We start from the raw sequence: 22,967 nt of genomic DNA, 5'->3' as shown, positions 1-22,967 counted from the left end.
TCGTGTTTCCATCGCCCCGCAGCTGTAACATCGGGGCGATGGCGTGCTATCTGTGAGGGCTGCGGTCAGCCCATTGCCTTGATAAATGTCTGAAGCGCGGCGACGGGATCTTCGCTGCGCCAGATTTCCTCGCCAATGCCAAAGAAATCCGTGTAAGGAGTAAGTCTTCCGACCAGCTCTTCAGTCAAACCGCCTTCGGCCACGACCGGCACTTCTACCACTTCGGACCACCACTGGAACAGCTCCTGCTCAGCCACCGCGCCATCACCCAGGCCGGATGTGCCGACGGGGCCAAAGCTGATGTAATCGGCGCCGGCTTCGCCTGCAGTCAGCCCGTCGTGGCGGGAAGCTCCGCAAAAGCTGCCGACAATGGCATCGGCGCCAAGCGCCTTGCGGGCGCTGCGCACGGATTTGGAGGCATCGGTCAGGTGCACGCCATCAAGGCCGAGCCGCTCGGCCAGGATCTGATGATCGGAAATCACGATGGCCACATCGCGGGCTAGGCAAACCTCGCGCAGGGCGTCACCGGCCCGGCTCAGCGTGTCTTCATCGCGGCTTGCCAGATCTAGGCGCACGCAGGCAATCTCGGTGCTGTCGAGCACCTTGGCCAGCTGGTCGGGAAACCGGCCCAGTTCAAAACTAGGCGGCGAAATCAGATAGATCTGGGGCTTTTCCACTGTGTCCGCGGCGGTATCCATCAAGGGCGCTCCTGTTGCTTGCTGGCTGGTGTTTAACGCATCTGCCACAGGACGCAAGGATCCTGCGCCGCCCTGCGACGCCGGGACCAGCAGTGGATGCCCTTGCCGTTCGCAGCCCCTGCGATTACAGCAGGGGAAATGCCCTTTGGGCGCTATGGAGACAGACATGCCCAGCGATATGCCACAGCCCGCCTTTGTTCTGGTGCGCCCCCAGATGGGCGAAAACATTGGCGCTGCCGCCCGTGCGATGTGGAACTTCGGGCTGGACCGGATGCGCATCGTCGCGCCGCGCGACGGCTGGCCGAACCCAAAATCGGTGGCCATGGCCTCGGGTGCGGGGCGGCTGCTGGACGAGGCACTGCTGGCCCCCGATGTGCCTGGTGCGCTGGAGGACTGTTCCTTTGTCTTTGCCACCACTGCGCGTCCGCGTGAGCTGACCAAACCGGTGTACAGCCCCGAAGCTGCAATGAAGCTGGCGATTGAGAAAATCCGTGGCGGCGAGAAGGTCGCGGTGATGTTCGGCCCGGAACGCGCTGGCCTTGAGAATGACGATATCGCCCGTGCCAATGCTATCATCACGGTGCCAGTCAACCCGGAGTTTGCCTCGCTCAACCTTGGTCAATGCGTGCTGCTGGCTGCCTATGAATGGCGCCGTCAGGCGGCGGAGGTCGAGCATGAGGTTTTCGAGATCGGCAAATCCGACTGGGCAACCGGCGTTGAGGTTGAGGCGCTGGTGACCCATTACGAGGACCGGCTTGAGGAAGCCGGCTATTTCTTCCCGCCGGAAAAGGCGCCGGGGATGAAAGTAGTCTTCCGCAACCTGTTCAGCCGCATGCGCCTGACGCGGGCGGATGTGCAGATGCTGCATGGGGTGATGCGGCAGATGGTCCGCTGGAAGAAAATGTCGGACGATAGCTGAGCGTTAGCACTGGACGATCCGGACCGCCAACCCTAGCTTCACCGCGAAACCGAAGAGGGACGAGCATGAGCAGCAAGCGCAGTATCTTCCAAGAGGTCAGTGAACCCGAGGCCAAGCCGCAGACCGCCGCAACCGGCATGATCGACCGGGGCCGGGGCGGCGCCCGCAAGGCGATCCGGGCCTGGCTCTTTGTGCTGTTTGCGCTGGTGGTGGCGATGATCGTGGTCGGCGGGTTGACCCGTCTGACCGATTCCGGCCTATCGATCACCGAATGGCGCCCCGTCACCGGGGCCATTCCGCCGATGAACGAGGCGGAATGGCAGCGGGAGTTCGACAAATACAAGCAGATCGACCAGTGGCAGATCCATAACCAGTGGATGGAGCTTGCTGACTTCAAATCGATCTACTGGTGGGAATGGGGCCATCGCCAACTGGGCCGTGTCATCGGGCTGGTCTGGGCGGTTGGCTTTTTTGGCTTTCTGCTGGCCCGCAAGATCCCGACCGGCTGGACCGGGCGGCTGATCCTGCCGGGGGCTTTGGGCGGGGCTCAGGGTGCAATCGGCTGGTGGATGGTCTCTTCGGGCGTGACCCAGGGCGAGGGCATGACCTCGGTTGCCTCCTATCGGCTGGCGACGCACCTTGGCCTGGCCTTTGTCATCCTCGGGCTGATCGCCTGGTATGGCTTCCTTCTGGGGCGGCAGGAACGGGACCTGATGCAGGCGCGCCGGGCCAAGGAAGCAAAGATCTTCGGCCTCTCGACCGGGCTCTTGCACTTTGCGTTCCTGCAAATCCTGCTGGGCGCGCTGGTGGCAGGCATTGACGCTGGGCGGTCCTATACTGATTGGCCGCTGATGGGCGGGCAGGTGATCCCGCCCAATCCGTTGATGATTGAACCGATGTGGAAGAACTTCTTTGAAAACCCAGGCTTGGTGCAGTTTGTTCACCGGGTCTGTGGCTATCTTCTGTTTGCTTTTGGGGTGGTTGTCTGGCTGCGCGGCCGCGCCAGTGCCCATGGCGCGACCCGGTTCGCCTTCAACGCCGTCTTTGCAGGTTTGATCGTACAGATTGCCCTTGGTGTGATCACCGTTCTTTACGCTGCGCCCTGGCAGGCAGCGATCCTGCACCAGCTGATGGCTGTGGTTCTGTGGGTCCTGATCCTGCGCGCCCGCTTCCTGGCAGGCTATCCGATTGCAACTTCCATCAAGGACCATTGAGAATATGACCGCATTTGAACAGCTGATGGCCTATGAGCGTGACACGCAGGCTTTGGGGCAGATCGCTGGCCGTCTGGGCTGGGATCAGGAAACCATGATGCCGCGCGGGGCCACCGGGCAGCGCGGCGCGGAGATGGCCGCGATCGAATCCGTGCTGCACGCCCGCCGCAGCGCGCCGCAGGTGGCGGAATGGCTGGAGCAGGCCGAAGCCCCGGATGAGGTGGGCGCTGCGCATCTGCGCGAAATCCGCCGCAGCTACGACCGTACCATCAAGGTGCCCGCGGATCTGGCCAAGAAACTGGCACAGGTCACCTCAGAAGCGCAGGGAAAATGGGCCGAGGCCCGCGCCAATGAAGACGTGGCGGCCTTCCTGCCTGTGCTGGAGGAAGTGGTCGCACTGAAGCGTGAGGAAGGTCAGGCACTGGCGGCGGGTGGTGATCTGTATGATGCGCTGGTCGCGGATTACGAACACGGCACAACCTCTTCTGAAATCGCAAAAATCTTTGATGCGATGCGTCCCGGTCTGGTGGACCTGCGCGCCCGGGTTCTGGATAAGCCAGCGCCGCAGGGCCTGTCGGGGCGGTTTGATGAAAAAGCCCAGATGCAGCTGGCGCGCACGTTGGCGCGCACCTTTGGATATGACATGGCGCATGGCCGGGTCGATAAGGCGGTGCACCCGTTCAGCTCTGGCTCAGGGCTGGATGTGCGGATTACCACCCGGACCAGCGAAACAGATCCGTTCAACTGCTTCTATTCGACCATTCACGAGGTTGGCCACGGCGCCTATGAGCAGAACATCAGCCGCGATTACCTGCTGACGCCGCTGGGGCGCGGTGTGTCGATGGGCGTGCACGAAAGCCAGAGCCGGATTTATGAAAACCAGATCGGCCGCAGCCGCGCCTTTACTGGATGGTTGTTCGAACAGATGCGGGACAGCTTTGACGACATTGGCGTGTCCGATGCCGATGCCTTCTACGCGGCGGTCAACAAGGTTCATAACGGTTATATCCGGACCGAAGCAGATGAGCTGCAATATAACCTGCACATCATGCTCCGTTTCGATCTCGAACGGGCATTGATGCAAGGCGATCTGGAGGTTGCGGACCTAGAGGCGGCCTGGAATGACCGGTTTGAGGCCGATTTTGGCTATGCCGTCGACAAGCCTTCAAACGGTTGTCTGCAGGACGTGCATTGGTCGGTTGGTCTCTTTGGTTATTTCCCGACTTATTCGCTGGGCAATGTCTACGCCGGCTGCCTGCACGAGGCGCTGCGCCGGGATGTGCCGCAGCTGGATACGGATCTGGCGCAAGGCGATACTTCGGCCGCAACCGGCTGGCTGGGCGAGAAGTTGCAGCAGCACGGTGGCTTGCGCAGCCCGCGGGATACCATCGCCCATGCGGCGGGAATGGAGCCGGACCACGCGCCGCTCATGAACTATCTCGAACAGAAATTCGGCGCGCTCTACGATCTGTAAGCCGCCTGGCGGGAACAACAGAAAAGGCCGGGCGCTATGCCCGGCCTTTTTGTATAAACTACAGCGGAATCAGACCAGAGCCATGCGCTCCGCCCGTTCCGGATCCGGAAATGGCCGGTAGAGCCCAAAGTCGGAATTTGCGATCAACGCAGAGACATTCGCGTAGAGTTTTTCAATCTCTTCGTCTTTTTCACCCAACACCCGAAAGGCCTGGTCCAGCTGGGTCATGTTCTCGAATTCGATCTCAAGCAGGAAATCACGGCAGGAATCGCTGGCAAGGTTCAGCTTGCGACGCAGCAGGCGCCAGCCGTTGATCACCTTGCGTTCTTGCAGGTAGGACATCCATTGATCGACGGCGCTGGAAAACGCGAGCGCTTTGGCTTCGTGATGAAGGTCGATGTAGCAGTGGTACATGTTCATCGGGTGGCTCCTCCCACGCAAATGTTTCCCATCAGCATGGCAGAAATTGTTTACCCATCGGTAAAAACGAAACGCCGCCCCGGGCCGGGACGGCGTCTTTTGTTGCTTTGGTTTGGGGAGTGGGCGTCAGGCTTCGCCGCCCTCAACCTCAGCCTCATCATCGTCACCGCTGTCGGCAATCCAGGCGACCGAAACCACCTCTTCACCCTTGCCAGTGTTGAAGACACGGACGCCGCCGGCCGAGCGGGACCGGAAGGAAATTCCATCCACCGGCACCCGGATCGATTGACCCTTAGAGGTCGCCAGCATGATCTGGTCTTCAACCTCAACCGGGAAAGACGCCACAAGTTCGCCGCCGCGCATCGCCTTGTCCATGGCGGTGACGCCCATACCGCCACGACCCCGAACCGGGTAATCGTGGCTGGAGCTCAGCTTACCCTGACCGCCCTTGGTAATGGTGAGGATCAGGTTTTCGGCCGCTGACATTTCTGCATAAAGCTCGGTCGAGAAGTTGGGATCTGCCACGCTATCCTCATCCGAGGGTTCTGCATCGTCTGCGATCCCGGCCATGGCCCGGCGCATCTTAAGATACGCCGTCCGCTGTTCGGGCGTGTATTTCGAGTGGCGGATCACCGACATCGATACGACCTCGTCGCCTTCATTCAGCTTGATCCCGCGTACACCAACGGAATTGCGGCTGTTGAACACCCGGACCTCGGTCGAGGGGAACCGGATCGCGCGGCCGGTGTTGGTGACCAGCATGATGTCGTCATCCTCGGAGCAGATCCGGGCATTGATCAGTTTGGTGTCCGCGTGATCGTCCTCGAACTTCATCGCAATCTTTCCGTTGCGCATGACATTTGTGAAGTCTGACAACCGGTTGCGGCGTACAGTTCCAGCAGATGTCGCGAACATGATCTGCAGATCGTCCCATTCATCCTCGGCCCGGTCGACCGGCATGATGGCCGCGATCGACACCCCCGTGGGGATCGGCAGGATGTTGACGATGGCCTTGCCTTTCGAGGTGCGTCCGCCCTGCGGCAGGCGCCAGGTCTTCAGCTTGTAGACCATGCCATCAGTGGTGAAGAACAACAGCTGTGTATGGGTATTCGCAACAAAGAGGGTGGTGACAACATCCTCTTCCTTGGTCTGCATCCCCGACAGGCCCTTGCCGCCGCGTTTTTGGGCGCGGAAATCGACCAGCGGGGTGCGTTTGATATAGCCGCCCGAGGTGACGGTGACCACCATGTCCTCGCGCTCGATCAGGTCCTCATCGTCCATATCACCGGACCAGTCGACGATTTCGGTGCGGCGCGGCACGGCGAAATTCTCGCGAACCTCGCGCAACTCGTCAGCGATGATGCCCATGATCCGGTCACGCGAGCCCAGAATCTCAAGGTATTCCTTGATCTTGGAGGCCAGTTCTTCCAACTCGTCGGTGACTTCCTTGACCCCGATCTGGGTCAGGCGCTGCAGGCGCAGTTCCAGAATGGCGCGGGCCTGAGTTTCTGACAGGTTGTAGGTCCCGTCTTCGTTCGCTGTATGGGTCGGATCATCGATCAGCGCGATGTATTCCAGGATCGGCTGCGCCGGCCAGCGGCGGGTCATCAGCTTTTCACGCGCTTCGGCCGCATCCGCAGATTGGCGGATCGTCGTGACGATCTCGTCGATATTGGTAACGGCAACCGCCAGACCACAAAGGATATGGCTGCGTTCCCGCGCCTTGCGCAGCAGATAAGCGGTCCGGCGTGCGACCACATCTTCGCGGAAATCGATAAAGGAGGTCAGGAACCGGCGTAGGGTCAGCTGCTCAGGTCGGCCGCCGTTGAGCGCCAGCATGTTGCAGCCGAAATGCGTCTGCATCGGAGTGAACCGATAAAGCTGGTTGAGCACCACCTCGGCAGTGGCGTCACGCTTCAGTTCGACCACCACGCGCACACCGTTGCGGTCGGATTCATCCTGAACGTGGGAAACGCCTTCGATCTTCTTGTCGCGCACCTGTTCGGCGATCTTTTCGATCATCGAGGCCTTGTTCACCTGATAGGGAATTTCGTCCACGATGATGGCGTAGCGATCCTTGCGGATCTCCTCGACCCGGGTCTTGGCGCGGATGATGACGCTTCCGCGTCCTTCAAGATAGGCCTTGCGCGCGCCAGAGCGGCCCAGCAACACGCCGCCAGTCGGGAAGTCGGGGCCGGGCACATATTCGATCAGCTGTTCGCTGGTCAGATCCGGTTCGTCGATCAGGGCCAGGGTCGCATCAACAACTTCGCCCAAATTGTGCGGCGGGATGTTGGTGGCCATACCAACCGCGATGCCGCCGGCGCCGTTGACCAGCATATTGGGGAAACGCGCGGGCAGAACCGTCGGTTCCTGGTCCTTGCCATCGTAGTTGTCCTGGAAATCGACGGTATCCTTGTCGATATCCGCCAGCATAAAGGCCGAAGGCTTGTCCATGCGCACTTCGGTGTAACGCATCGCGGCGGGGTTATCGCCGTCCATCGAGCCAAAGTTGCCCTGACCATCCAAAAGCGGCAGCGACATCGAGAAATCCTGCGCCATGCGGACAAGGGCGTCATAGATCGCGCTGTCGCCGTGCGGGTGGTATTTACCCATCACGTCGCCAACCGGACGTGCCGATTTGCGGTAGGATTTGTCGTGGGTGTTGCCGGTCTCATGCATGGCATAAAGAATCCGGCGGTGAACCGGTTTCAGCCCGTCGCGCAGGTCGGGAATGGCCCGGCTGACGATGACCGACATGGCATAGTCCAGATAGGACGTGCGCATCTCGGATTCGATGGAGACCGTCGGCCCCTCATATACCGGCCCTTGGGGCGGTGTTTCGTCCATGTTTTCAGGGGTATCCGGCGTATCGCTCACGTTTGCTGCCCGTTCTGTATTATGGGTCTCTATTGTGTCAGGCCACCCTATCAGACACCCCATATGGGGCGCAAGCTGGCTGATGGGCGCGCGTGTGGACTGTGCGGCCCGGGCAGAGTGCGGCGGGCATCAACAGCATGGTTTCGAAACTGTTAACCAATCCGCGGCTAGGATTTCACGGGGGGCTTCGTTGCAGGAGACCACATATGGAGATCAGCGAAACGGAACTGATGCTCAAGGGCTATGGGCTGACCACGGCCGAATTCATCTATCACATGCCGGACCATCCTCATGTTCTGAATACATTTCTGTGGCAGGACTACGATCTGGCGCCAGACCACGACCGGATGTTCCGGTTCATCGAATTCTGGCACCAGGAGATCGACGGACCGTTGCATTCGGTCCGCTTTACCCACCGCAAGATGATCGGCGCCGGGGAATGGCGGCACGTGAAGGGTGAGTTCCGTATCCACTGAACGGCATGTGCCGGGCTGTGGATGGAGGTCAGGCCGAACAGCTGGCCCCGCCCAAGACGCAGAACTTGGCGCAATGGGGGTGGTTCAGGGCCACTGGCTTCTCTGCCTCGGCCAAGGTCGTGCCGAGCTCGAATTCCGGTGCATAGGTCAGCAGGGTGCAGGCCAGCACAGCCGGTTTGTCGGCGCCCTTGCGTTTCACCACCATGCGGGAGGAGGCGCACATGACGTCCTCTGGGACCTTGTTCAGAATACCCCAGCAGGCTGTGGTAATCTCGGGCACCTCAACGCTTTCGTCCATTTCCGGGAACAGCACCGTCTGGCCGGGATTCATTGCGTCGATTGCAAAATCCTGCGCGGCGAAAAGATCGGCAAAACCTTGGCGCGCTTCGGCTTCGCTTTCGGAGAATGTGATGCGGCCCGCGACAGCCATCTGGAACCCGTTGTCCCGCAGCCAGGTCATGCCTTCCAGCGTCTTGGCATAGCTGCCCGCGCCGCGTTCGGTGTCGTGAATCTCCGCGCTATGGTGGTCCAGCGAGATGCGCAGCGTCATCTTGCCGGGATGTTTTTCATTCAGCGCCAGCAGATCCTGCCGCACGGTCTTGCGCATCATCGGGCGCATGGCGTTGGTGAGGATCAGAACTTCATAACCCCGGTCCAGCGCGGCGCCTGCCATGGCGCACATTTCGGGGTTCATGAAAGGCTCGCCGCCGGTAAAGGCGATTTCACGTACCCGCCAGTTCCGCTCTTCGAGTTGATCCAGATAGTCCTCGACCTCGGACGCCGTCAGATAGACAAGGGCATCATTGCGGGGTGAGCTGAGGATATAGCAGTTCGCGCATTCAATATTGCAAAGCGTTCCGGTGTTGAACCATAGGGTTTCCGGGTTCGACAAGGCCACGGACGCCCGGGTGCTGCCGTCGGCTGTCACCAGGCTGTCTTGAAATTTACCTAGGTTTGCGTTGGGGTTAGGCAGATCTTTCACGGGGATGTCCTCATGGGCCGTTCCTTTCCGAGAAGGCTACCCTATACTGCCCCCAAAGTGAAAGCCGCCGGAGGCCGCCTGACAGGGATGTGAAGTGATTTCGCCTCTGCCTTGGGCATCCGGTCACAGCGAAATGGAATGAACAATGGCTCCACGCGTGATTCCGGTCGATCCCTTCGATCTGGTGATCTTTGGCGGTACTGGCGATCTGGCGCAGCGCAAAATCCTGCCGGCGCTTTACCGGCGGTTTTGTGGTGGCCATTTCCCCGAGGAAGTCCGCATCATCGGTGCCGCCCGGGCCGATATCAGCACCGAAGACTACCGGCGGCTGGTGGCGGAGGGAATTAAGGCAACGCTGAATGAACACGGGCCGGGTGCTGCGGGAATCCCGAAGTTTCTGCGCCGTGTCACTTATGTGTCGCTGGACGCCCGCGAGGATCGCGGTTGGGAGCCGCTGGCCGCGCAACTGGCCGAAGTTGAGCCACGGCCGATCAGAGTCTTCTACTTCTCGGTGGGGCCGGGCCTGTTCGGACCGCTGGCCGAACGTCTGCACCGGCACGGATTGTCGGATGAAGACAGCCGGATCGTGGTAGAAAAACCCTTTGGACACGATTTGCAGTCTGCCAAGGCGCTGAACGCGACACTGGCTGCGCATTTCACCGAGAACCAGATTTACCGGATCGATCATTATCTGGGCAAGGAAACGGTGCAGAACCTGATGGCGATCCGGTTCGGCAATATGCTGTTCGAACCCCTGTGGAACAGTCAATACGTCGATCATATCCAGATCACCGTGGCGGAAACCGTCGGGGTCGCCGGGCGCGAGGAGTATTACGACCGCGCCGGCGCAATGCGCGACATGATGCAGAACCACCTGATGCAGCTTCTGTGCCTAATCGCGATGGAACCGCCTGCAAAATTTGACCCCGACGCGGTGCGCGATGAAAAGGTAAAAGTGATCCGGGCGCTGGATCCGGTGGAGCCTTACCACATCGTCCGGGGGCAGTATAACGCGGCTGCCGGGGGTGAAGGATCCGACCTAACCTACCGGGAAACCGTCGGAAACCCGCGCTCCAGCACCGAAAGCTATATCGCGCTCAAGACCCATATCAGCAATTGGCGATGGGCGGGCACGCCCTTTTACCTGCGGACGGGAAAACGGCTTGTGGCGCGGTCCTCGGTGATCAACGTGCTGTTCAAGGACGCGCCGCATTCGATCTTTGGCGAAGAAGCCGGCCGTCACGCCAACCATCTGAAGATCCGCCTGCAACCCAACGAAGGCATCACACTGAGCGTGACCATCAAGGAGCCGGGTCCGGGCGGCATGCGGCTGGTTGACGTTCCGCTGGATATGAGTTTTGCAACGGCCCTCGGGGCGGATGGCAAAAATCCCCCGGACGCATACGAGCGTCTGATCACCGATATGATCCGGGGTAACCAGACGTTGTTCATGCGCGGGGACGAGGTGACCGCCGCCTGGGCTTGGACCGACCCGATCATCGCGGGCTGGCAGGCGCGCGGGGATGTGCCAAAACCCTATGACATGGGCAGCACTGGGCCCGGCGATGCGGACTTGCTGATGCGCCGTGATGGACGTGAATGGAGAGGAATAAATCCATGAAATTCAATGAATATCCAGATCAGGAAATGCTGGCGATAGAGGTTGCGCAGCGCATTGCCGGGGATCTGGAAACACATCTGCTACATCACGACACCGCCTCGCTTGCGGTGGCAGGCGGCAGCACGCCCGCTCCTATCTTTGATGATCTCTGCGCAGCTTCAATCGATTGGGAACGGGTCCGGGTGATGGCGACGGATGAACGCTGGGTGCCCTCCGACAGTGACCGTTCCAACGCGCGAATGATCCGCGAGCGGCTGATGACAGGCCCCGCTGCCGCCGCGCGTTTTCTGCCGTTCTACGTGCCCGACCGCGCCCCCGAAGATGTCCTGGCCGAGGTCGAATCCCTAGTTTCCCCGGAATTGCCGATTTCAGTGGCGCTTCTGGGGATGGGCGAAGACATGCACACGGCCTCCTTGTTTCCGGGGGTGAAGGGGCTTGAGGCAGCGCTGGCCGGCTCGGCGCCGACTTTGGCAGTGATGCGCCCGGACAGCCAGCCGGAAGGCCGCATCAGTCTGACCGCGCCGGTGTTAAACGGAGCGATGGCGAAACATCTGGTGATCTTTGGTGAGGCGAAACGCAAGGCGCTGGATCGGGCGATATCGCTGCCGCCCGAAGAAGCCCCGGTTCAGGCCATTTTGTCAGGCACTCAAGTGCATTGGGCACCTTAAGTCTCAGCCTTATTGGCTGAGGTCGGTGGCGCCATCGAGGTCCAGAAATTGCCGTTTCAAACTGTCCGGAATCGGCTGTCCTGCGCTGCCATCGGCGGTACGCAGAACCATCACGGCTTCCAGCCGGGTGCGCAGGTCGCCAGACCAGATCTGCTGCTCCATCACATATGACGTGTTGCGGAAGGACAGCACCCGTGCGGTGGAGATGTAGCTTTCGCCAAGCAGCATTTCCTTGACATAGTGCACATTGGAATTGCGCATCACCGTGCGCGGCATCGGCCCGCCGGAGAAATGCCTGGCGCAATGCGTGTCGAAATAGGTGACGCGGGTGGATTCGAACCAGCCCAGGTAGGCCTTGTTGTTCACGTGGTTCAAAAGGTCGAGTTCGGAAAAACGAACCTTATCGGCAATGGCAACGGGGCAGGGGTGGTCGATCCCCTGAGCCAACTGAGTCTCTGAATCGAGCGGGGTAAGGTAAAGGAGTGTCATCCCGTTGGACTAAGGCGCGGTATTTGAAGTTTCAACAAAAACCCTCCGGCACATCGTCTTGACCGCGACAGCCGCGAAAACATCAGTCCAAGCGTTGCGAGGCGGTGGCATTCAAAATGGGAAGGGAGATTTGGAGCGGGTGAAGGGAATCGAACCCTCGTCACTTGCTTGGGAAGCAAATGCTCTACCATTGAGCTACACCCGCAGTGGGATTTGGGTAGCACCGCGCCGTGGGCGCTTCAAGTTGATTTCGCTGTGGATGGCGGATTTTGCAAATCCAGCGCCGAGCGGGACCGCAGTACTCCCGGCACAGGGCTGGCGGTCCGCAAACAAAAGAATCCAGAGGCAATTTTGGCATTGCAGCGTCATGGAACGGCAGGTATACGGCTCCACATCAGGCACCTGTAGCTCAGCTGGATAGAGCGCTGCCCTCCGAAGGCAGAGGCCATAGGTTCGAATCCTATCAGGTGCGCCACTTCTCCCCGAACTAATCTCCCGAACCAGTGTCCGGACCAATTCGGATTTGGGCTGTATTGTTATTTCGACGCCGATTCCGGGTGCAGCAGAAGCAAAAATCCGGCGCACCCATCGGGGCACACCGGACATTAGTGGTTCGTTTTGGTGTAATACAGAACGCCTGGATGACGACATGCGGACCGGGCTTCTATAGAATGCCGGGTCGGGTTTCCGTATCAGCCGCGCCAGTCACGGACGACGCCGCAGTCCATGTGAACAAAGTTGGAGCGATAATAGGTGCCAACACCGCCGGCACGGCAAGCCTTGGCCGCTTTCGCCATCTGCGTAACCGAGCGAGACGCAAGGCGCAGGTCTGCGGCCTGTCCGCGCATGTGAAGAGAGTTCTTGGCAACACCACGCGAACGGCTGCGCAGCATGGCGTTGGTCTTCGGGCTGCGATATCCCGAAAGCATCATATACGGTTCGTTTACTTCCAGCAGGTTATGAGAGGCGGCCATGATATCGATTGTGCGCAGGTCGATCTCTTTTACGTCGTCGGTGCGCCAGTCGCGCATGAAGTGATTGATCTCGCGCACTGCGTCTTTGATGTACTTGCCTTCGATCCAGTAGACCATGTCCAGCCGTTCACCGGTGCGGCCCGAGTACATGCGGATGCGGCGGATATCGCCGCCACCACGCAAAAAGCCAGCTGCATTGGAGAATGTTGGGGCTGCGGTTACTGCTGTTGCCGCAAATGCACCCAGAAGGGCCCGACGGGTGAGCCCCGAGTTCGATGTTTCTGCCATGTTTACCGCACCATCCCGAACGATTTGTGTGTCCTGCCGATGCCCGATGTTACGGGCCTGCCGTATTTCCCGGCACGTGACTTCTATGACACAGGGGGAATCACGATCCAAGTTTCGATTGGTCTCATCCCTGTTTTCTTCGGATTTTCGGCAATTTTTTGCGCAAAAGGGGACGTTCCGTTAAGATTTCCCCATCAAAAAGCACCAAAATCACTGGTCACAAGTTCGAGAACCGCCGAAAATAGGCTCTCAACTATTGGTTTACGATGTGTAAATGGGGGCTGCGTCTTGCTTCTTTTTACTAAAGATTCATGTAGTAGAGGGAAGATTTAATGGCATCGTCATCAGGGGGTCGCGCGTCAATGAAAACAGCACTTTATAGCAGCGTTCTACCGCAGGTCCGGTCCGGCGTTTTCGCTCTGGCCCTATTCGGTGCCACAGTCGCCTTTGCACCCAGTGGTGCCTCGGCTCAGGTCACGGCCTTCAAGCAATCGGTTGCTGAATTCGCAGCGGGCGAAGACGCAGTTGCCAAATTCTACCGCGAATCCGCTTACACCCCGATTTGGACGGCGCCGGGCGAAGAATCGATGCAGCGCCGGGCCGCGCTACTGCGGGCGCTGGAAGAGGCCTCGGCCCACGGGTTGCCGGACCAGTCTGCCCTGGCGGCGTCGCTGATGGAGCAGATGCGCAATGCACGGTCGGCCCGCGATTTGGGGCAGATCGAAGCGGCGCTGAGCACGGCTTACGTGAATTATGCCACTGACCTGCAGACCGGCCTTCTTGATCCCGGCTCGATCGACGACGGGATCGTTCGCAAGAAACATACCACCGATCCGGTGACCTATCTGGAAGGCATCCGGGACAATCAGCCGATGGCCTATATGCGCTCGCTGGTGCCCGCTTCGCCGCAATACCGCGCCTTGCTGCGGGAGAAATTCCGTCTTGAGCAGCTGGTCGCCAAAGGCGGCTGGGGCACCACGGTTCCGAAGGGCAAGCTTGAGCCGGGTGACACCGGACCTGCTGTGATCGCGCTGCGCGACCGGCTGGTAGCAATGGGATATCTGACCCGCAGCGCCACCGCCGCGTTTGACATGGATGTGGAACAGGCGGTGCAGAAGTTCCAGTCGGACCACGGGCTAGAGGTCGACGGCGTTGCCGGGGACGGCACCATTGCCGAGCTCAACAAACCGGTTACCGAACGGCTGAAATCCGTGGTGGTGGCGATGGAGCGGGAGCGCTGGCTGTCACCCGAACGCGGTGAGCGTCATATCCTGGTGAACCAGACCGATTTCACGGCCAAGATTGTCGACCGTGGCGACGTGACCTTTGAAACCCGGTCCGTGATCGGCAAGAACCAGCACGACCGCAGGTCGCCGGAATTCTCGGATGTCATGGAACACATGATCATCAACCCGAGCTGGCACGTGCCGCGCTCGATCATTACCAAGGAATACCTGCCGAAACTGCGCAACAACCCGAATGCAGTCCGTCACATTCTGATTACCGACCGTCAGGGCCGTGTCGTCGACCGCAACTCAGCGGACTTCTCTCAGTACACCAGAAGCAACTTTCCATACTCGATGCGCCAGCCGCCGAGCCGCAGCAATGCGCTGGGGCTGGTGAAGTTCATGTTCCCAAACAAATACAACATCTACCTGCACGACACGCCGCAAAAGAGCCTGTTCAGCCGCGAAGTCCGGGCCTTCTCCCACGGTTGTATCCGCCTGGCGCAGCCCTTTGAGTTTGCTTATGCGCTGCTGGCGCGGCAGACAGAAGATCCCAAGGCATTCTTTCAGCGGATCCTAAGCTCCGGAAAAGAAACCAAAGTGGAGCTGGAACAGAAGGTGCCTGTTCACATTATCTACCGGACGGCTTATGTCTCGGGCAAAGGACGGGCCGAGTTCCGGCGGGATGTCTATGGACGCGACGCCAAGGTATGGGACGCCTTGCAGCAGGCAGGGGTCGCCTTGCCGGGCGTGCAGGGCTGATCTCCGGGGCCCGTCTTCAACAGACGTGAGGAAGGGCCCCATATGTATACTGTCCGTCAGATTGCTGATGCATTAGGTGCTGCCTGCGAAGGCGATGTTTCTATCGAAGTGGCGCGTACGGCCGAACCGCAAGACGCAGGTCCCGGCGATCTGGCGCTTGCAACCTCCCCGAAATATGCCGAGGCGCTGGCCGAGGGCGCAGCCCAGGTTGCCATGCTCTGGGAAGGCGCCGACTGGCAGTCAATGGGCCTGAAGGCGGCTATTTTCGCAGCCCGGCCGCGTATGGCCATGGCCGGTCTCACCAGTATGATGGATCCGGGCCAGGGCTTTGGCTCCGGCATTCACCCCTCAGCCGTCATTGATCCCAGCGCGGAGCTGGGAGAGGGTGTCAGCGTCGGCCCCTTCTGTGTGATTGGTGCGAGGGCGAAAATCGGAGACAACTCCATCATCGGTCCGCAGTGCCATATCGGCGTGGATGTCACGCTGGGGACCGGAGCACAGCTGCGCGAAATGGTCTCCATCGGCGCCCGCGTCACCATTGGGGAGCGGTTCCGGGCCCAGCCCGGCGCGCGCATCGGTGGCGATGGGTTTTCCTATGTAACCCCTGAGGTGTCAGGCGCGGAAACCGTGCGCAAGACGCTGGGTGATCAGGGCGATGCCAAACCACAAAGCTGGCTGCGCATTCACTCCCTTGGCTCGGTCACCATCGGCGACGATGTAGAAGTGGGCGCCAATTGCACCGTCGACAACGGCACCATCCGCGACACGGTGATCGGCGACGGAACAAAGCTCGACAACCTTGTACACGTTGGCCACAACACCCGAGTTGGGCGTGATTGCCTCCTGTGTGGACAGACCGGCACCTCCGGCTCGGTTGATATCGGCAACAACGTGGTTCTTGGTGGGCAATGCGGCGTGGTCGATAATATCTTTATCGGCGACGGGGTGATTGCCGGCGGCGGCACAAAGATCCTTTCGAACGTGCCCGCAGGCCGTGTGATGATGGGCTATCCCGCTGTCAAAATGGAGACACATACCGAAGTCTATAAGGCACAACGCAGGCTGCCCCGACTGATGCGCGATATCGAAGCGCTGAAAAAGGCAGTTTTAAAATAACGGCACAGAGATTACATCTGCGCCAGCCTTAAGGATCAAGGACCCGGTATGAGCATCAAGGACAAGGTAATCGAAATCATCGCAGAGCAGGCAGTCCTGGAACCGTCTGATGTGACACTCGACAGCACGCTGGAGGATCTGGGAATCGATAGTCTCGGCCTCGTGGAAAGCATCTTTGCTATCGAGGAAGAGTTCGACATCACCATTCCGTTCAATGCCAATGCGCCGGAAGAGAGTGATTTCGATATCACCAATGTTGCGGCCATCATCGCGGGTATCGAAAAGCTGACGGCTGCAAAGCAGTGAGGCCTGCCTCGGGATCAAGGATGATCTGAATGAGACGCGTAGTAATCACCGGCGCCGGCACCATCAACGCTCTTGGCCATTCTGTATCCGCCACCATGGAGGCGATGCGCGAGGGGCGCTGTGGCATCGGCGCGCTGGAGTTTCGCGATGTGGAGCGTCTGTCGATTCAGATCGGTGGCCAAGTCAGGGGCTTTGAGGCCGAGGGTCGTTTTAACCGGCAACAGATGAGCCTTTATGACCGGTTCACCCAGTTCACTCTGACCGCCGCGAAAGAGGCGATTGCCCAGTCCGGAATCGAATTCCACGGCGATCTGTCGGCGAAATCCGGTGTGGTTCTGGGCACCGCCGGCGGCGGCGTGTCCACCTGGGATGACAATTACCGCTCGGTCTATGAGGACGGTAAGAACCGCGTCCATCCCTTCGTGGTGCCGAAGCTGATGAACAACGCAGCCGCCAGCCATGTGTCGATGGAATTCAACCTCAAAGGGCCGAGTTTCACCGTTTCCACCGCCTGCGCCTCCTCCAACCATGCGATGGCACAGGCGTTCCAGATGGTGCGCAGCGGCATGGCGCCCGCCATGGTGACTGGCGGATCGGAATCGATGCTGTGCTTTGGCGGGGTCAAGGCCTGGGAAGGGTTGCGGGTGATGTCCCGCGATGCTTGCCGTCCGTTCAGCGCCAACCGAAACGGTATGGTGCAGGGCGAAGGCGCGGGCGTGTTTGTCTTTGAAGACTACGAACACGCCCGCGCCCGCGGTGCGGAGATCCTCTGCGAGGTGGTGGGCTACGCTATGTCCTCGGACGCGGCGGATATCGTCATGCCGAGCAAACAGGGCGCGGCCCGCGCAATCTCAGGCGCCCTGCAGGATGCCGGAGTGGCGCCTGAAAGCGTTGGCTATATCAATGCCCATGGGACCGGCACTGCAGCGAATGACAAAACCGAATGTGCCGCGGTGGCGGATGTCTTTGGTCCGCACGCGGACCGGCTGATGATCTCTTCGACGAAATCCATGCATGGTCACCTGATCGGCGGCACCGGCGCGGTGGAACTTCTGGCCTGTATCATGGCCGTGCGTGATGGGGTGATTGCCCCCACAATCGGCTATGAGGAACCAGACCCGGAATGCGCTCTGGATGTGGTGCCCAATGAGGCGCGTGAGGCAAAGGTGGATGTGGCGCTGAGCAACGCCTTTGCCTTTGGTGGTTTGAACGCGGTTCTGGCGCTGAAAAAGATCTGAACGGAGCGCTACCCGAAAAGAAAAGCCACCGTCAGCATTGCTGCGGTGGCTTTTATCATTGTCTGATCACGCCCGCCGGATGGCGGGAGCGTGAGTTCTCATCTTATTGGGAAACCACGTCGACGACATTGTAGCCAGCAGTGAACCCTTTCAGCGACATTTTCAGTTCGATCAGCTGATCCGGCGCCGGGGCAGGGCGCAGGGACAGGGTGGCTTCGGTGCCCTTCTTGAATGCATCGATGTCGCCTTGGGTAAAGCCGATCTGCGCCACGCAGCCCAGTGGGTTGCAGAACGAATAATTGTAGCGCTTGCTCGGGGCGCCATCGACCGAAATGGTCAGGGCCGCAGGCAGCAGCGTTTCCAGCGGTACGATTACGGTTGCCCCAGCAACAGCCTGTCCGCCGGTCTGATCGATGCGGAACAGCGAAACCTCGGCCATCGGGTTGCCATCAGGCGCAGTCAGGATCTGCAACAGCGAACAGGGGTCGGTTTCTGTTTCGGTCTTGATGCAAGCCAGATCCCAGTCGCCGTGGGTTTCTTTTGCATAGCGATCCCCAATCGCCGGAGTGCCGTCATCGACGGGCTGCCCCAGGTCCAGCATTTGATCCGCAGAGGGCGCAGCCGTCTCGCCGCCGGAGTTCTGCGTTTCCTGCGCATGCAAAGGCGCAGTTGTTGCGATCATCGCAGCCAGGGCGATCGGTGTCAGGGACTTGATCATGAGTGCCTCTTTTATGTCAGGACGTCCGATACGGGATCTAGCACGATGCACATGTGGTGTCAGGTCATTATCGGCCTATCGGCGGGGAAATGCACGGCAGGGTGATCAGAGCGAAGATTTTGGAAACAAAGAAAAAAGGGAACCTAACGGGTTCCCTTTTGTTTTTTTCTCCCCGTCGGACTGGCCGACTTAGTTATTGGTAGGGACGTTACGAAAGCCCCGGCCTGTGGTCAACATGGAATGACAAAAAAATTACAGCAAGGCACCCCTGAAAGGGGTTTGACCGATTTACGAACTTTTAACCATGATTTTGAGGGTATCCATCACCTGTCGGTGCACAAAAAAAGGCCGTGCTCGGTGGCACGGCCAGTCTGACAGGGAGGAAATGACCGCCCTCACATCCGTATTTGCGTGGGCGGGCAGTTCTAAGTATTCAGTATAAAGGTTAATTAACTGTGTGGGCGTTCGGATGACGATCAGCGGGGCCGGATTATCGGGGTTCGCAGCCACCGTATTCTCGAACGCAGGCGAGTAGGAAAGAGGCATGAGCGACAAGATCTTCCTGGGCGGCGGCGGCGAGGGTTATGGCATCCCGCAGGAGATGGCCCTGAAATACGCCAACCGACACGGGCTGATCGCGGGCGCCACTGGCACTGGCAAGACCGTGACGCTGCAGATCCTGGCCGAGAGTTTTTCCAACGCAGGCGTTCCCGTCATCCTTGCCGATGTCAAAGGCGACCTTTCGGGCCTCGCCAAAAGCGGAACTGCGAGCCACAAACTGCACGAGGCCTTTACCAGCCGGGCGCAGACCATCGGATTTGACACCTATCACTATCACGCCTGCCCGGTGACCTTCTGGGACCTTTACGGCCAGCAGGGCCACCCGGTCCGCACCACCGTGGCCGAAATGGGGCCGTTGCTACTGTCGCGGCTTTTGGAGCTCAGCGAAGCACAGGAAGGCATACTGAACATCGCCTTTCGTCTGGCGGATGAGGAAGGTCTTCCACTGCTGGATCTGAAGGACCTTCAGGCGCTGCTGGTCTGGACGGGGGAGAACCGGGCCGATCTGTCCTTGCGCTATGGCAATGTCTCGACCGCCTCGATCGGGGCCATTCAGCGGCGATTGCTGGTGCTGGAAAATCAGGGCGGCGGGCAGTTCTTTGGCGAGCCGGCGCTGGAACTGTCGGATCTGATGCGCTGCGATGCTGAGGGGCGCGGTATGATCAACATTCTGGCCGCGGACAAGCTGATGGCTGCACCAGGGCTTTATGCCACTTTCCTGTTGTGGCTGCTGAGCGAATTGTTCGAGGAGCTACCAGAGGTGGGCGATCCGGATAAACCCCGGCTGGTGTTTTTCTTTGATGAGGCGCACCTGCTGTTCGACGATGCCCCCAAGGCGCTGATCGACAAGGTGGAGCAGGTGGCGCGCCTCATCCGATCCAAGGGCGTCGGGATCTATTTCATCACCCAAAACCCGGCGGATGTGCCCGAGGATATCCTTGGGCAGCTCGGCAACCGGATCCAGCACGCCCTGCGCGCCTTTACCGCGCGGGATCGCAAGAACCTGAAACTGGCGGCTGAAACCTACCGCGAGAACCCGCGCTTTTCGACCGAGAACGCAATTCGCGAGGTTGGCGTCGGGGAGGCGGTGACATCCATGCTGCAAAAGAAGGGCGTGCCCGGCGTGGTGGAACGCACCCTGATCCGGCCGCCCTCGTCCCAACTGGGACCAATCACCGATGAGGAGCGCAAGGCGGCTCTGCAAGCGTCGGGAATGGCCGGGAAATATGACCAGACGCTGGATCGGCATTCGGCCTATGAAATCCTAGCGCAGCGGGCAGCTCAGGCTGCCACCGAAGCCGAGGTGGCCGAGGAGCAGGCCGAAGCGGCGCCAGAGCCGATGGCGCGAGAGTTCAACGCCGCGCGGCGCTATTCGGGCAGCCGTGTCAGCCGGTCAACTTCGCGCAGCTATGGCAGGCCCAAGGATACCTTTGGTTCGGCCCTGTCCGAAGCAGTGATCAAAGAGTTGAAAGGCACCACCGGTCGCCGCATCGTGCGCGGGATCCTGGGCGGGTTGTTCAAAGGGCGCTGACCCGGCTGGCTCCTTTTCCAATTGAAGACGCCGCCCCGGATCTTCGGGGCGGCGTTTTTTGTTTTCAGGCTTATTTCTCAGGTATCAATCCGCGTGGACTGAACCTCAGCACCAGCAGCAGGATCAGCCCCATGGTGAAGAGCCGCATGTGCGATGCGCTTTCCATCAGGTGGTCCTTCAGCCAGCTACCATCCGCCATACCGGCGGTGACCAGCTTGATCAGCTCGATACCCATCGGCTCAACCTTGATCCAGAAGAACCAGATCAGCATACCGCCCAGCACGGCGCCAAAGTTGTTGCCGGAGCCGCCAACGATCACCATCACCCAGATCAGGAAGGTAAAGCGCAGCGGGTTATAGGTGCCTGGCGTAAGCTGACTGTCGAGCGTCGTCATCATCGCGCCGGCGATGCCGCAGATGGCCGAGCCAAGTACAAAGATCTGCAAGTGACGGCGGGTGACGTCCTTGCCCATCGCTTCGGCTGCGACCTCATTGTCGCGGATCGCGCGCATCATTCGGCCCCAGGGGCTTTTGAGCGCCATCTGCGCCATCCACAATAGCACCAGCAGCACCACGGCGAAGAGTACGGAATACCCCAGCTTCACGAAGATCGTGGACCCTTCGACGGCATCCATTCCCCAGCTTGCCGCCCGTTCTACAAAGGCGGGATCGTTCTGCAGATCAACTTCATAAGGCACCGGACGGGGCAGGCCGACGACGTTCTTGACGCCGCGGGACAGCCAGTCTTCGTTCTTCAGGACCGCAATGATGATTTCCGCAATGCCAAGCGTGGCAATCGCCAGATAGTCAGAACGCAGACCCAGGGCCGTCTTACCAATCAGCCAGGCCGCCCCGGCGGCCAGCAGGCCACCGGCAGGCCAGGCCAGCAGCACCGGCAGGCCAAGACCACCGATATTGCCTTCCAGCGCGGGGTTGATCGCCTCGACCGCCTCGACCGAGGGGTCAAACAGCGCGCGGTAGACGAAGAAGCCGACGATCAGCACTGCCAGCAGGGTCAGGGTGCGGGCGATGCCCGGCGCCATGAACCGGTAGACGGCAACCGCGCCGACGACTGTCAGCGCGCCCATCACCAGCGCCATCAGGATACCCATACCACCAGCGGTGAAGGCCCCCGGTGTGGGCGCGGTAGAGACCAGCACCACAGCCAGACCGCCAAGCGCGGTAAAACCCATGATGCCGACGTTGAACAGACCGGCAAAACCCCATTGCAGGTTCACCCCCAGCGCCATGATGGCCGAGATCAGCCCCATGTTGAGGATCACAAGGGCCGAGTTCCACGAGCCGGAGAAGACGTTGAGGAAGGTGGTAGAGCCTTCCAGCAGGATCAGAACGCCGACAAAGACGAACAGCAGCGTGTGTTTCACTGTATCGCTCATACCGATTTTCCTTTGAAGATGCCCGTGGGTTTGAACAACAGGACGATGATCAGGATCGCGAAGGAAACCGCGAATTTGTAATCCGTGCTGAGAAGCTGCATCAGCCCGTCAGGCGCCATGCTTTCCGGCAGCACGTAGGTTGCGACCTTTTTCCAGGCATAGGTGATCGTCACCTCGGAGAAGGCGATGATGAAGCCACCCGCGATGGCACCGATCGGGCTGCCAAGACCACCGACGATGGCAGAGGCAAAGATCGGCAGCAGCAGCTGGAAATAAGTGAAGGGTTTGAATGACTTATCAAGGCCATAAAGAACCCCTGCAATGGTCGCGAGCGTGGCCACGATGAGCCAAGTGTACATCACCACCCGCTCCGGGTTGATGCCGGACAGAAGCGCCAGATCCTCGTTATCGGAATAGGCGCGCATGCTTTTGCCGGTGCGCGTCTTGTTGAGGAACCAGAACAGCAGCGCCACGACGATCACGGCGGTGATCACGGTGATGCCTTGGCTGGTCTTGATGGCGAGCCCCTCGTCCAGGCCGGTCATCTTCTTGAAGGCGCGCGCCTTGATGATGAAACGTTCCCCATCCGAGAACCGCTGATCACCGGGGCCGATGATGAAGCGGACGATGCCATTCATCATGAACATGACACCAAGCGAGACCATGACGAAGACCACCGGTTTCGCCTTCTGCTCGCGGTAGAAGCGATAGACGGTGCGGTCGGTGACCAGCATCAGCCCCATAGTCAGCACGATACCAAAGGGCAGCGCGAGCAGGGCGGTGGGCAGCGGGCCAAAGCTGATGCCCATCGACTGGAACCACCAGGTGAACAGGATCGTCACCATGGTGCCGAATGCCATGGTGTCACCATGGGCAAAGTTCGAGAACCGCAACACGGAGTAAACCAGCGTCACCCCCAGCGCGCCGATGGCAAGCTGGCTGCCATAGGCGATGGCGGGCACGCCAACGAAGTTTGTAAAGGCCACAAGGGCGTTGAGAAGTTCCATGCC

At 59.9% G+C, this 22,967-nt stretch carries 20 protein-coding genes and 2 tRNA genes; 12 read left to right on the top strand and 10 right to left on the bottom strand.

Going from position 1 to position 22,967, the window contains the following annotated elements:
* Window positions 1–65: 65 nt before the first annotated feature.
* Complete coding sequence (locus tag SM764_RS17825; protein WP_369002388.1) at window positions 66–698, bottom strand: thiamine phosphate synthase; 633 nt, start codon at window positions 696–698, stop codon at window positions 66–68.
* A gap of 166 nt (window positions 699–864) precedes the next feature.
* Between SM764_RS17825 and SM764_RS17820 the strand changes: the two genes are divergently transcribed.
* The 3 genes from SM764_RS17820 (at window position 865) to SM764_RS17810 (ending at window position 4,305) form a co-directional block, all read left to right on the top strand.
* Window positions 865–1,617, top strand: a complete 753-nt coding sequence (locus SM764_RS17820; RefSeq protein WP_065273454.1) for an RNA methyltransferase — start codon at window positions 865–867, stop codon at window positions 1,615–1,617.
* A gap of 65 nt (window positions 1,618–1,682) precedes the next feature.
* Window positions 1,683–2,831 carry a heme A synthase gene (ctaA, locus tag SM764_RS17815; protein ID WP_369002387.1) on the top strand — a complete coding sequence of 383 codons (1,149 nt, stop codon included), beginning with the start codon at window positions 1,683–1,685 and terminating at the stop codon, window positions 2,829–2,831.
* 4 nt (window positions 2,832–2,835) lie between these two features.
* Window positions 2,836–4,305 carry a carboxypeptidase M32 gene (locus tag SM764_RS17810; protein WP_368946595.1) on the top strand — a complete coding sequence of 490 codons (1,470 nt, stop codon included), beginning with the start codon at window positions 2,836–2,838 and terminating at the stop codon, window positions 4,303–4,305.
* A 69-nt stretch (window positions 4,306–4,374) separates the two neighbouring features.
* Here the strand turns inward: SM764_RS17810 and SM764_RS17805 are convergent, their stop codons facing one another.
* The gene (locus SM764_RS17805) at window positions 4,375–4,725 is read right to left on the bottom strand and encodes a DUF6614 family protein (protein ID WP_065270254.1); all 351 of its coding nucleotides are present in this window, start codon (window positions 4,723–4,725) and stop codon (window positions 4,375–4,377) included.
* 126 nt (window positions 4,726–4,851) lie between these two features.
* Window positions 4,852–7,605 (bottom strand): DNA gyrase subunit A, encoded by a 2,754-nt coding sequence (gyrA, locus tag SM764_RS17800; RefSeq protein ID WP_197492330.1) that lies wholly within the window; start codon window positions 7,603–7,605, stop codon window positions 4,852–4,854.
* A 206-nt stretch (window positions 7,606–7,811) separates the two neighbouring features.
* Here gyrA and SM764_RS17795 point away from each other — a divergent pair, with 206 nt between their 5' ends.
* Complete coding sequence (locus tag SM764_RS17795) at window positions 7,812–8,081, top strand: usg protein (RefSeq protein WP_369002386.1); 270 nt, start codon at window positions 7,812–7,814, stop codon at window positions 8,079–8,081.
* 28 nt (window positions 8,082–8,109) lie between these two features.
* Here SM764_RS17795 and SM764_RS17790 read toward each other — a convergent pair whose 3' ends face one another.
* Window positions 8,110–9,063: a radical SAM protein gene (locus SM764_RS17790; protein WP_369002385.1), complete on the bottom strand. Its 954-nt coding sequence runs from the start codon at window positions 9,061–9,063 to the stop codon at window positions 8,110–8,112.
* Between the two features lie 145 nt (window positions 9,064–9,208).
* Here SM764_RS17790 and zwf point away from each other — a divergent pair, with 145 nt between their 5' ends.
* Window positions 9,209–10,684 (top strand): glucose-6-phosphate dehydrogenase, encoded by a 1,476-nt coding sequence (zwf, locus tag SM764_RS17785; RefSeq protein ID WP_369002384.1) that lies wholly within the window; start codon window positions 9,209–9,211, stop codon window positions 10,682–10,684.
* Complete coding sequence (gene pgl, locus SM764_RS17780) at window positions 10,681–11,352, top strand: 6-phosphogluconolactonase (protein WP_065270258.1); 672 nt, start codon at window positions 10,681–10,683, stop codon at window positions 11,350–11,352. Before zwf ends, pgl begins: the two co-directional genes overlap by 4 nt.
* Window positions 11,353–11,361: 9 nt before the next feature.
* Here the strand turns inward: pgl and SM764_RS17775 are convergent, their stop codons facing one another.
* Together SM764_RS17775 and SM764_RS17770 are read right to left on the bottom strand one after the other, a co-directional pair.
* Window positions 11,362–11,799, bottom strand: a complete 438-nt coding sequence (locus tag SM764_RS17775) for an acyl-CoA thioesterase (protein ID WP_369002383.1) — start codon at window positions 11,797–11,799, stop codon at window positions 11,362–11,364.
* A 173-nt stretch (window positions 11,800–11,972) separates the two neighbouring features.
* A tRNA-Gly gene (locus tag SM764_RS17770) sits at window positions 11,973–12,046 on the bottom strand.
* A 193-nt stretch (window positions 12,047–12,239) separates the two neighbouring features.
* Here SM764_RS17770 and SM764_RS17765 point away from each other — a divergent pair.
* Window positions 12,240–12,316 (top strand) — tRNA-Arg (locus SM764_RS17765).
* A gap of 217 nt (window positions 12,317–12,533) precedes the next feature.
* On the opposite strand, the gene mepK is transcribed toward SM764_RS17765, so the two are convergent.
* On the bottom strand, window positions 12,534–13,103 hold the full coding sequence (mepK, locus tag SM764_RS17760; protein WP_065270260.1) for a peptidoglycan L,D-endopeptidase MepK: 570 nt from the start codon (window positions 13,101–13,103) through the stop codon (window positions 12,534–12,536).
* A gap of 362 nt (window positions 13,104–13,465) precedes the next feature.
* On the opposite strand from mepK, the gene SM764_RS17755 reads away from it, so the two are divergent.
* From SM764_RS17755 to SM764_RS17740, 4 genes are read left to right on the top strand one after another with little or no spacing between them, the layout of a single operon-like run.
* Window positions 13,466–15,091, top strand: coding sequence for a L,D-transpeptidase family protein (locus tag SM764_RS17755; protein ID WP_369002382.1), 1,626 nt, complete (start codon window positions 13,466–13,468; stop codon window positions 15,089–15,091).
* 42 nt (window positions 15,092–15,133) lie between these two features.
* Window positions 15,134–16,207: a UDP-3-O-(3-hydroxymyristoyl)glucosamine N-acyltransferase gene (gene lpxD, locus SM764_RS17750; RefSeq protein WP_369002381.1), complete on the top strand. Its 1,074-nt coding sequence runs from the start codon at window positions 15,134–15,136 to the stop codon at window positions 16,205–16,207.
* Between the two features lie 48 nt (window positions 16,208–16,255).
* Window positions 16,256–16,513, top strand: a complete 258-nt coding sequence (locus SM764_RS17745) for an acyl carrier protein (protein WP_065270263.1) — start codon at window positions 16,256–16,258, stop codon at window positions 16,511–16,513.
* Between the two features lie 29 nt (window positions 16,514–16,542).
* Complete coding sequence (locus tag SM764_RS17740) at window positions 16,543–17,751, top strand: beta-ketoacyl-[acyl-carrier-protein] synthase family protein (RefSeq protein WP_274828104.1); 1,209 nt, start codon at window positions 16,543–16,545, stop codon at window positions 17,749–17,751.
* Between the two features lie 103 nt (window positions 17,752–17,854).
* On the opposite strand, the gene SM764_RS17735 is transcribed toward SM764_RS17740, so the two are convergent.
* Window positions 17,855–18,469, bottom strand: a complete 615-nt coding sequence (locus tag SM764_RS17735) for an invasion associated locus B family protein (protein ID WP_274828105.1) — start codon at window positions 18,467–18,469, stop codon at window positions 17,855–17,857.
* 544 nt (window positions 18,470–19,013) lie between these two features.
* Here SM764_RS17735 and SM764_RS17730 point away from each other — a divergent pair.
* Entirely contained in the window at window positions 19,014–20,561 is a 1,548-nt protein-coding gene (locus tag SM764_RS17730; RefSeq protein WP_369002380.1) for a helicase HerA-like domain-containing protein, read from the top strand.
* Window positions 20,562–20,631: 70 nt separating this feature from the next.
* Here the strand turns inward: SM764_RS17730 and SM764_RS17725 are convergent, their stop codons facing one another.
* Together SM764_RS17725 and SM764_RS17720 are read right to left on the bottom strand one after the other, a co-directional pair.
* Window positions 20,632–21,957, bottom strand: a complete 1,326-nt coding sequence (locus SM764_RS17725) for a branched-chain amino acid ABC transporter permease (protein ID WP_065270267.1) — start codon at window positions 21,955–21,957, stop codon at window positions 20,632–20,634.
* Window positions 21,954–22,964: a branched-chain amino acid ABC transporter permease gene (locus SM764_RS17720; protein WP_274839178.1), complete on the bottom strand. Its 1,011-nt coding sequence runs from the start codon at window positions 22,962–22,964 to the stop codon at window positions 21,954–21,956. The genes SM764_RS17725 and SM764_RS17720 overlap by 4 nt, the downstream gene beginning before the upstream one ends.
* Between the last annotated feature and the right edge of the window lie 3 nt (window positions 22,965–22,967).

Origin of the sequence: Pseudophaeobacter sp. 1A16562 (genome assembly GCF_041008785.1) — a bacterium.
Lineage (GTDB): Bacteria > Pseudomonadota > Alphaproteobacteria > Rhodobacterales > Rhodobacteraceae > Phycobacter > Phycobacter gallaeciensis_A.
The sequence above is the reverse complement of the archived record's forward strand: the minus strand, read 5'-3'. Positions and strand labels throughout refer to the sequence as shown.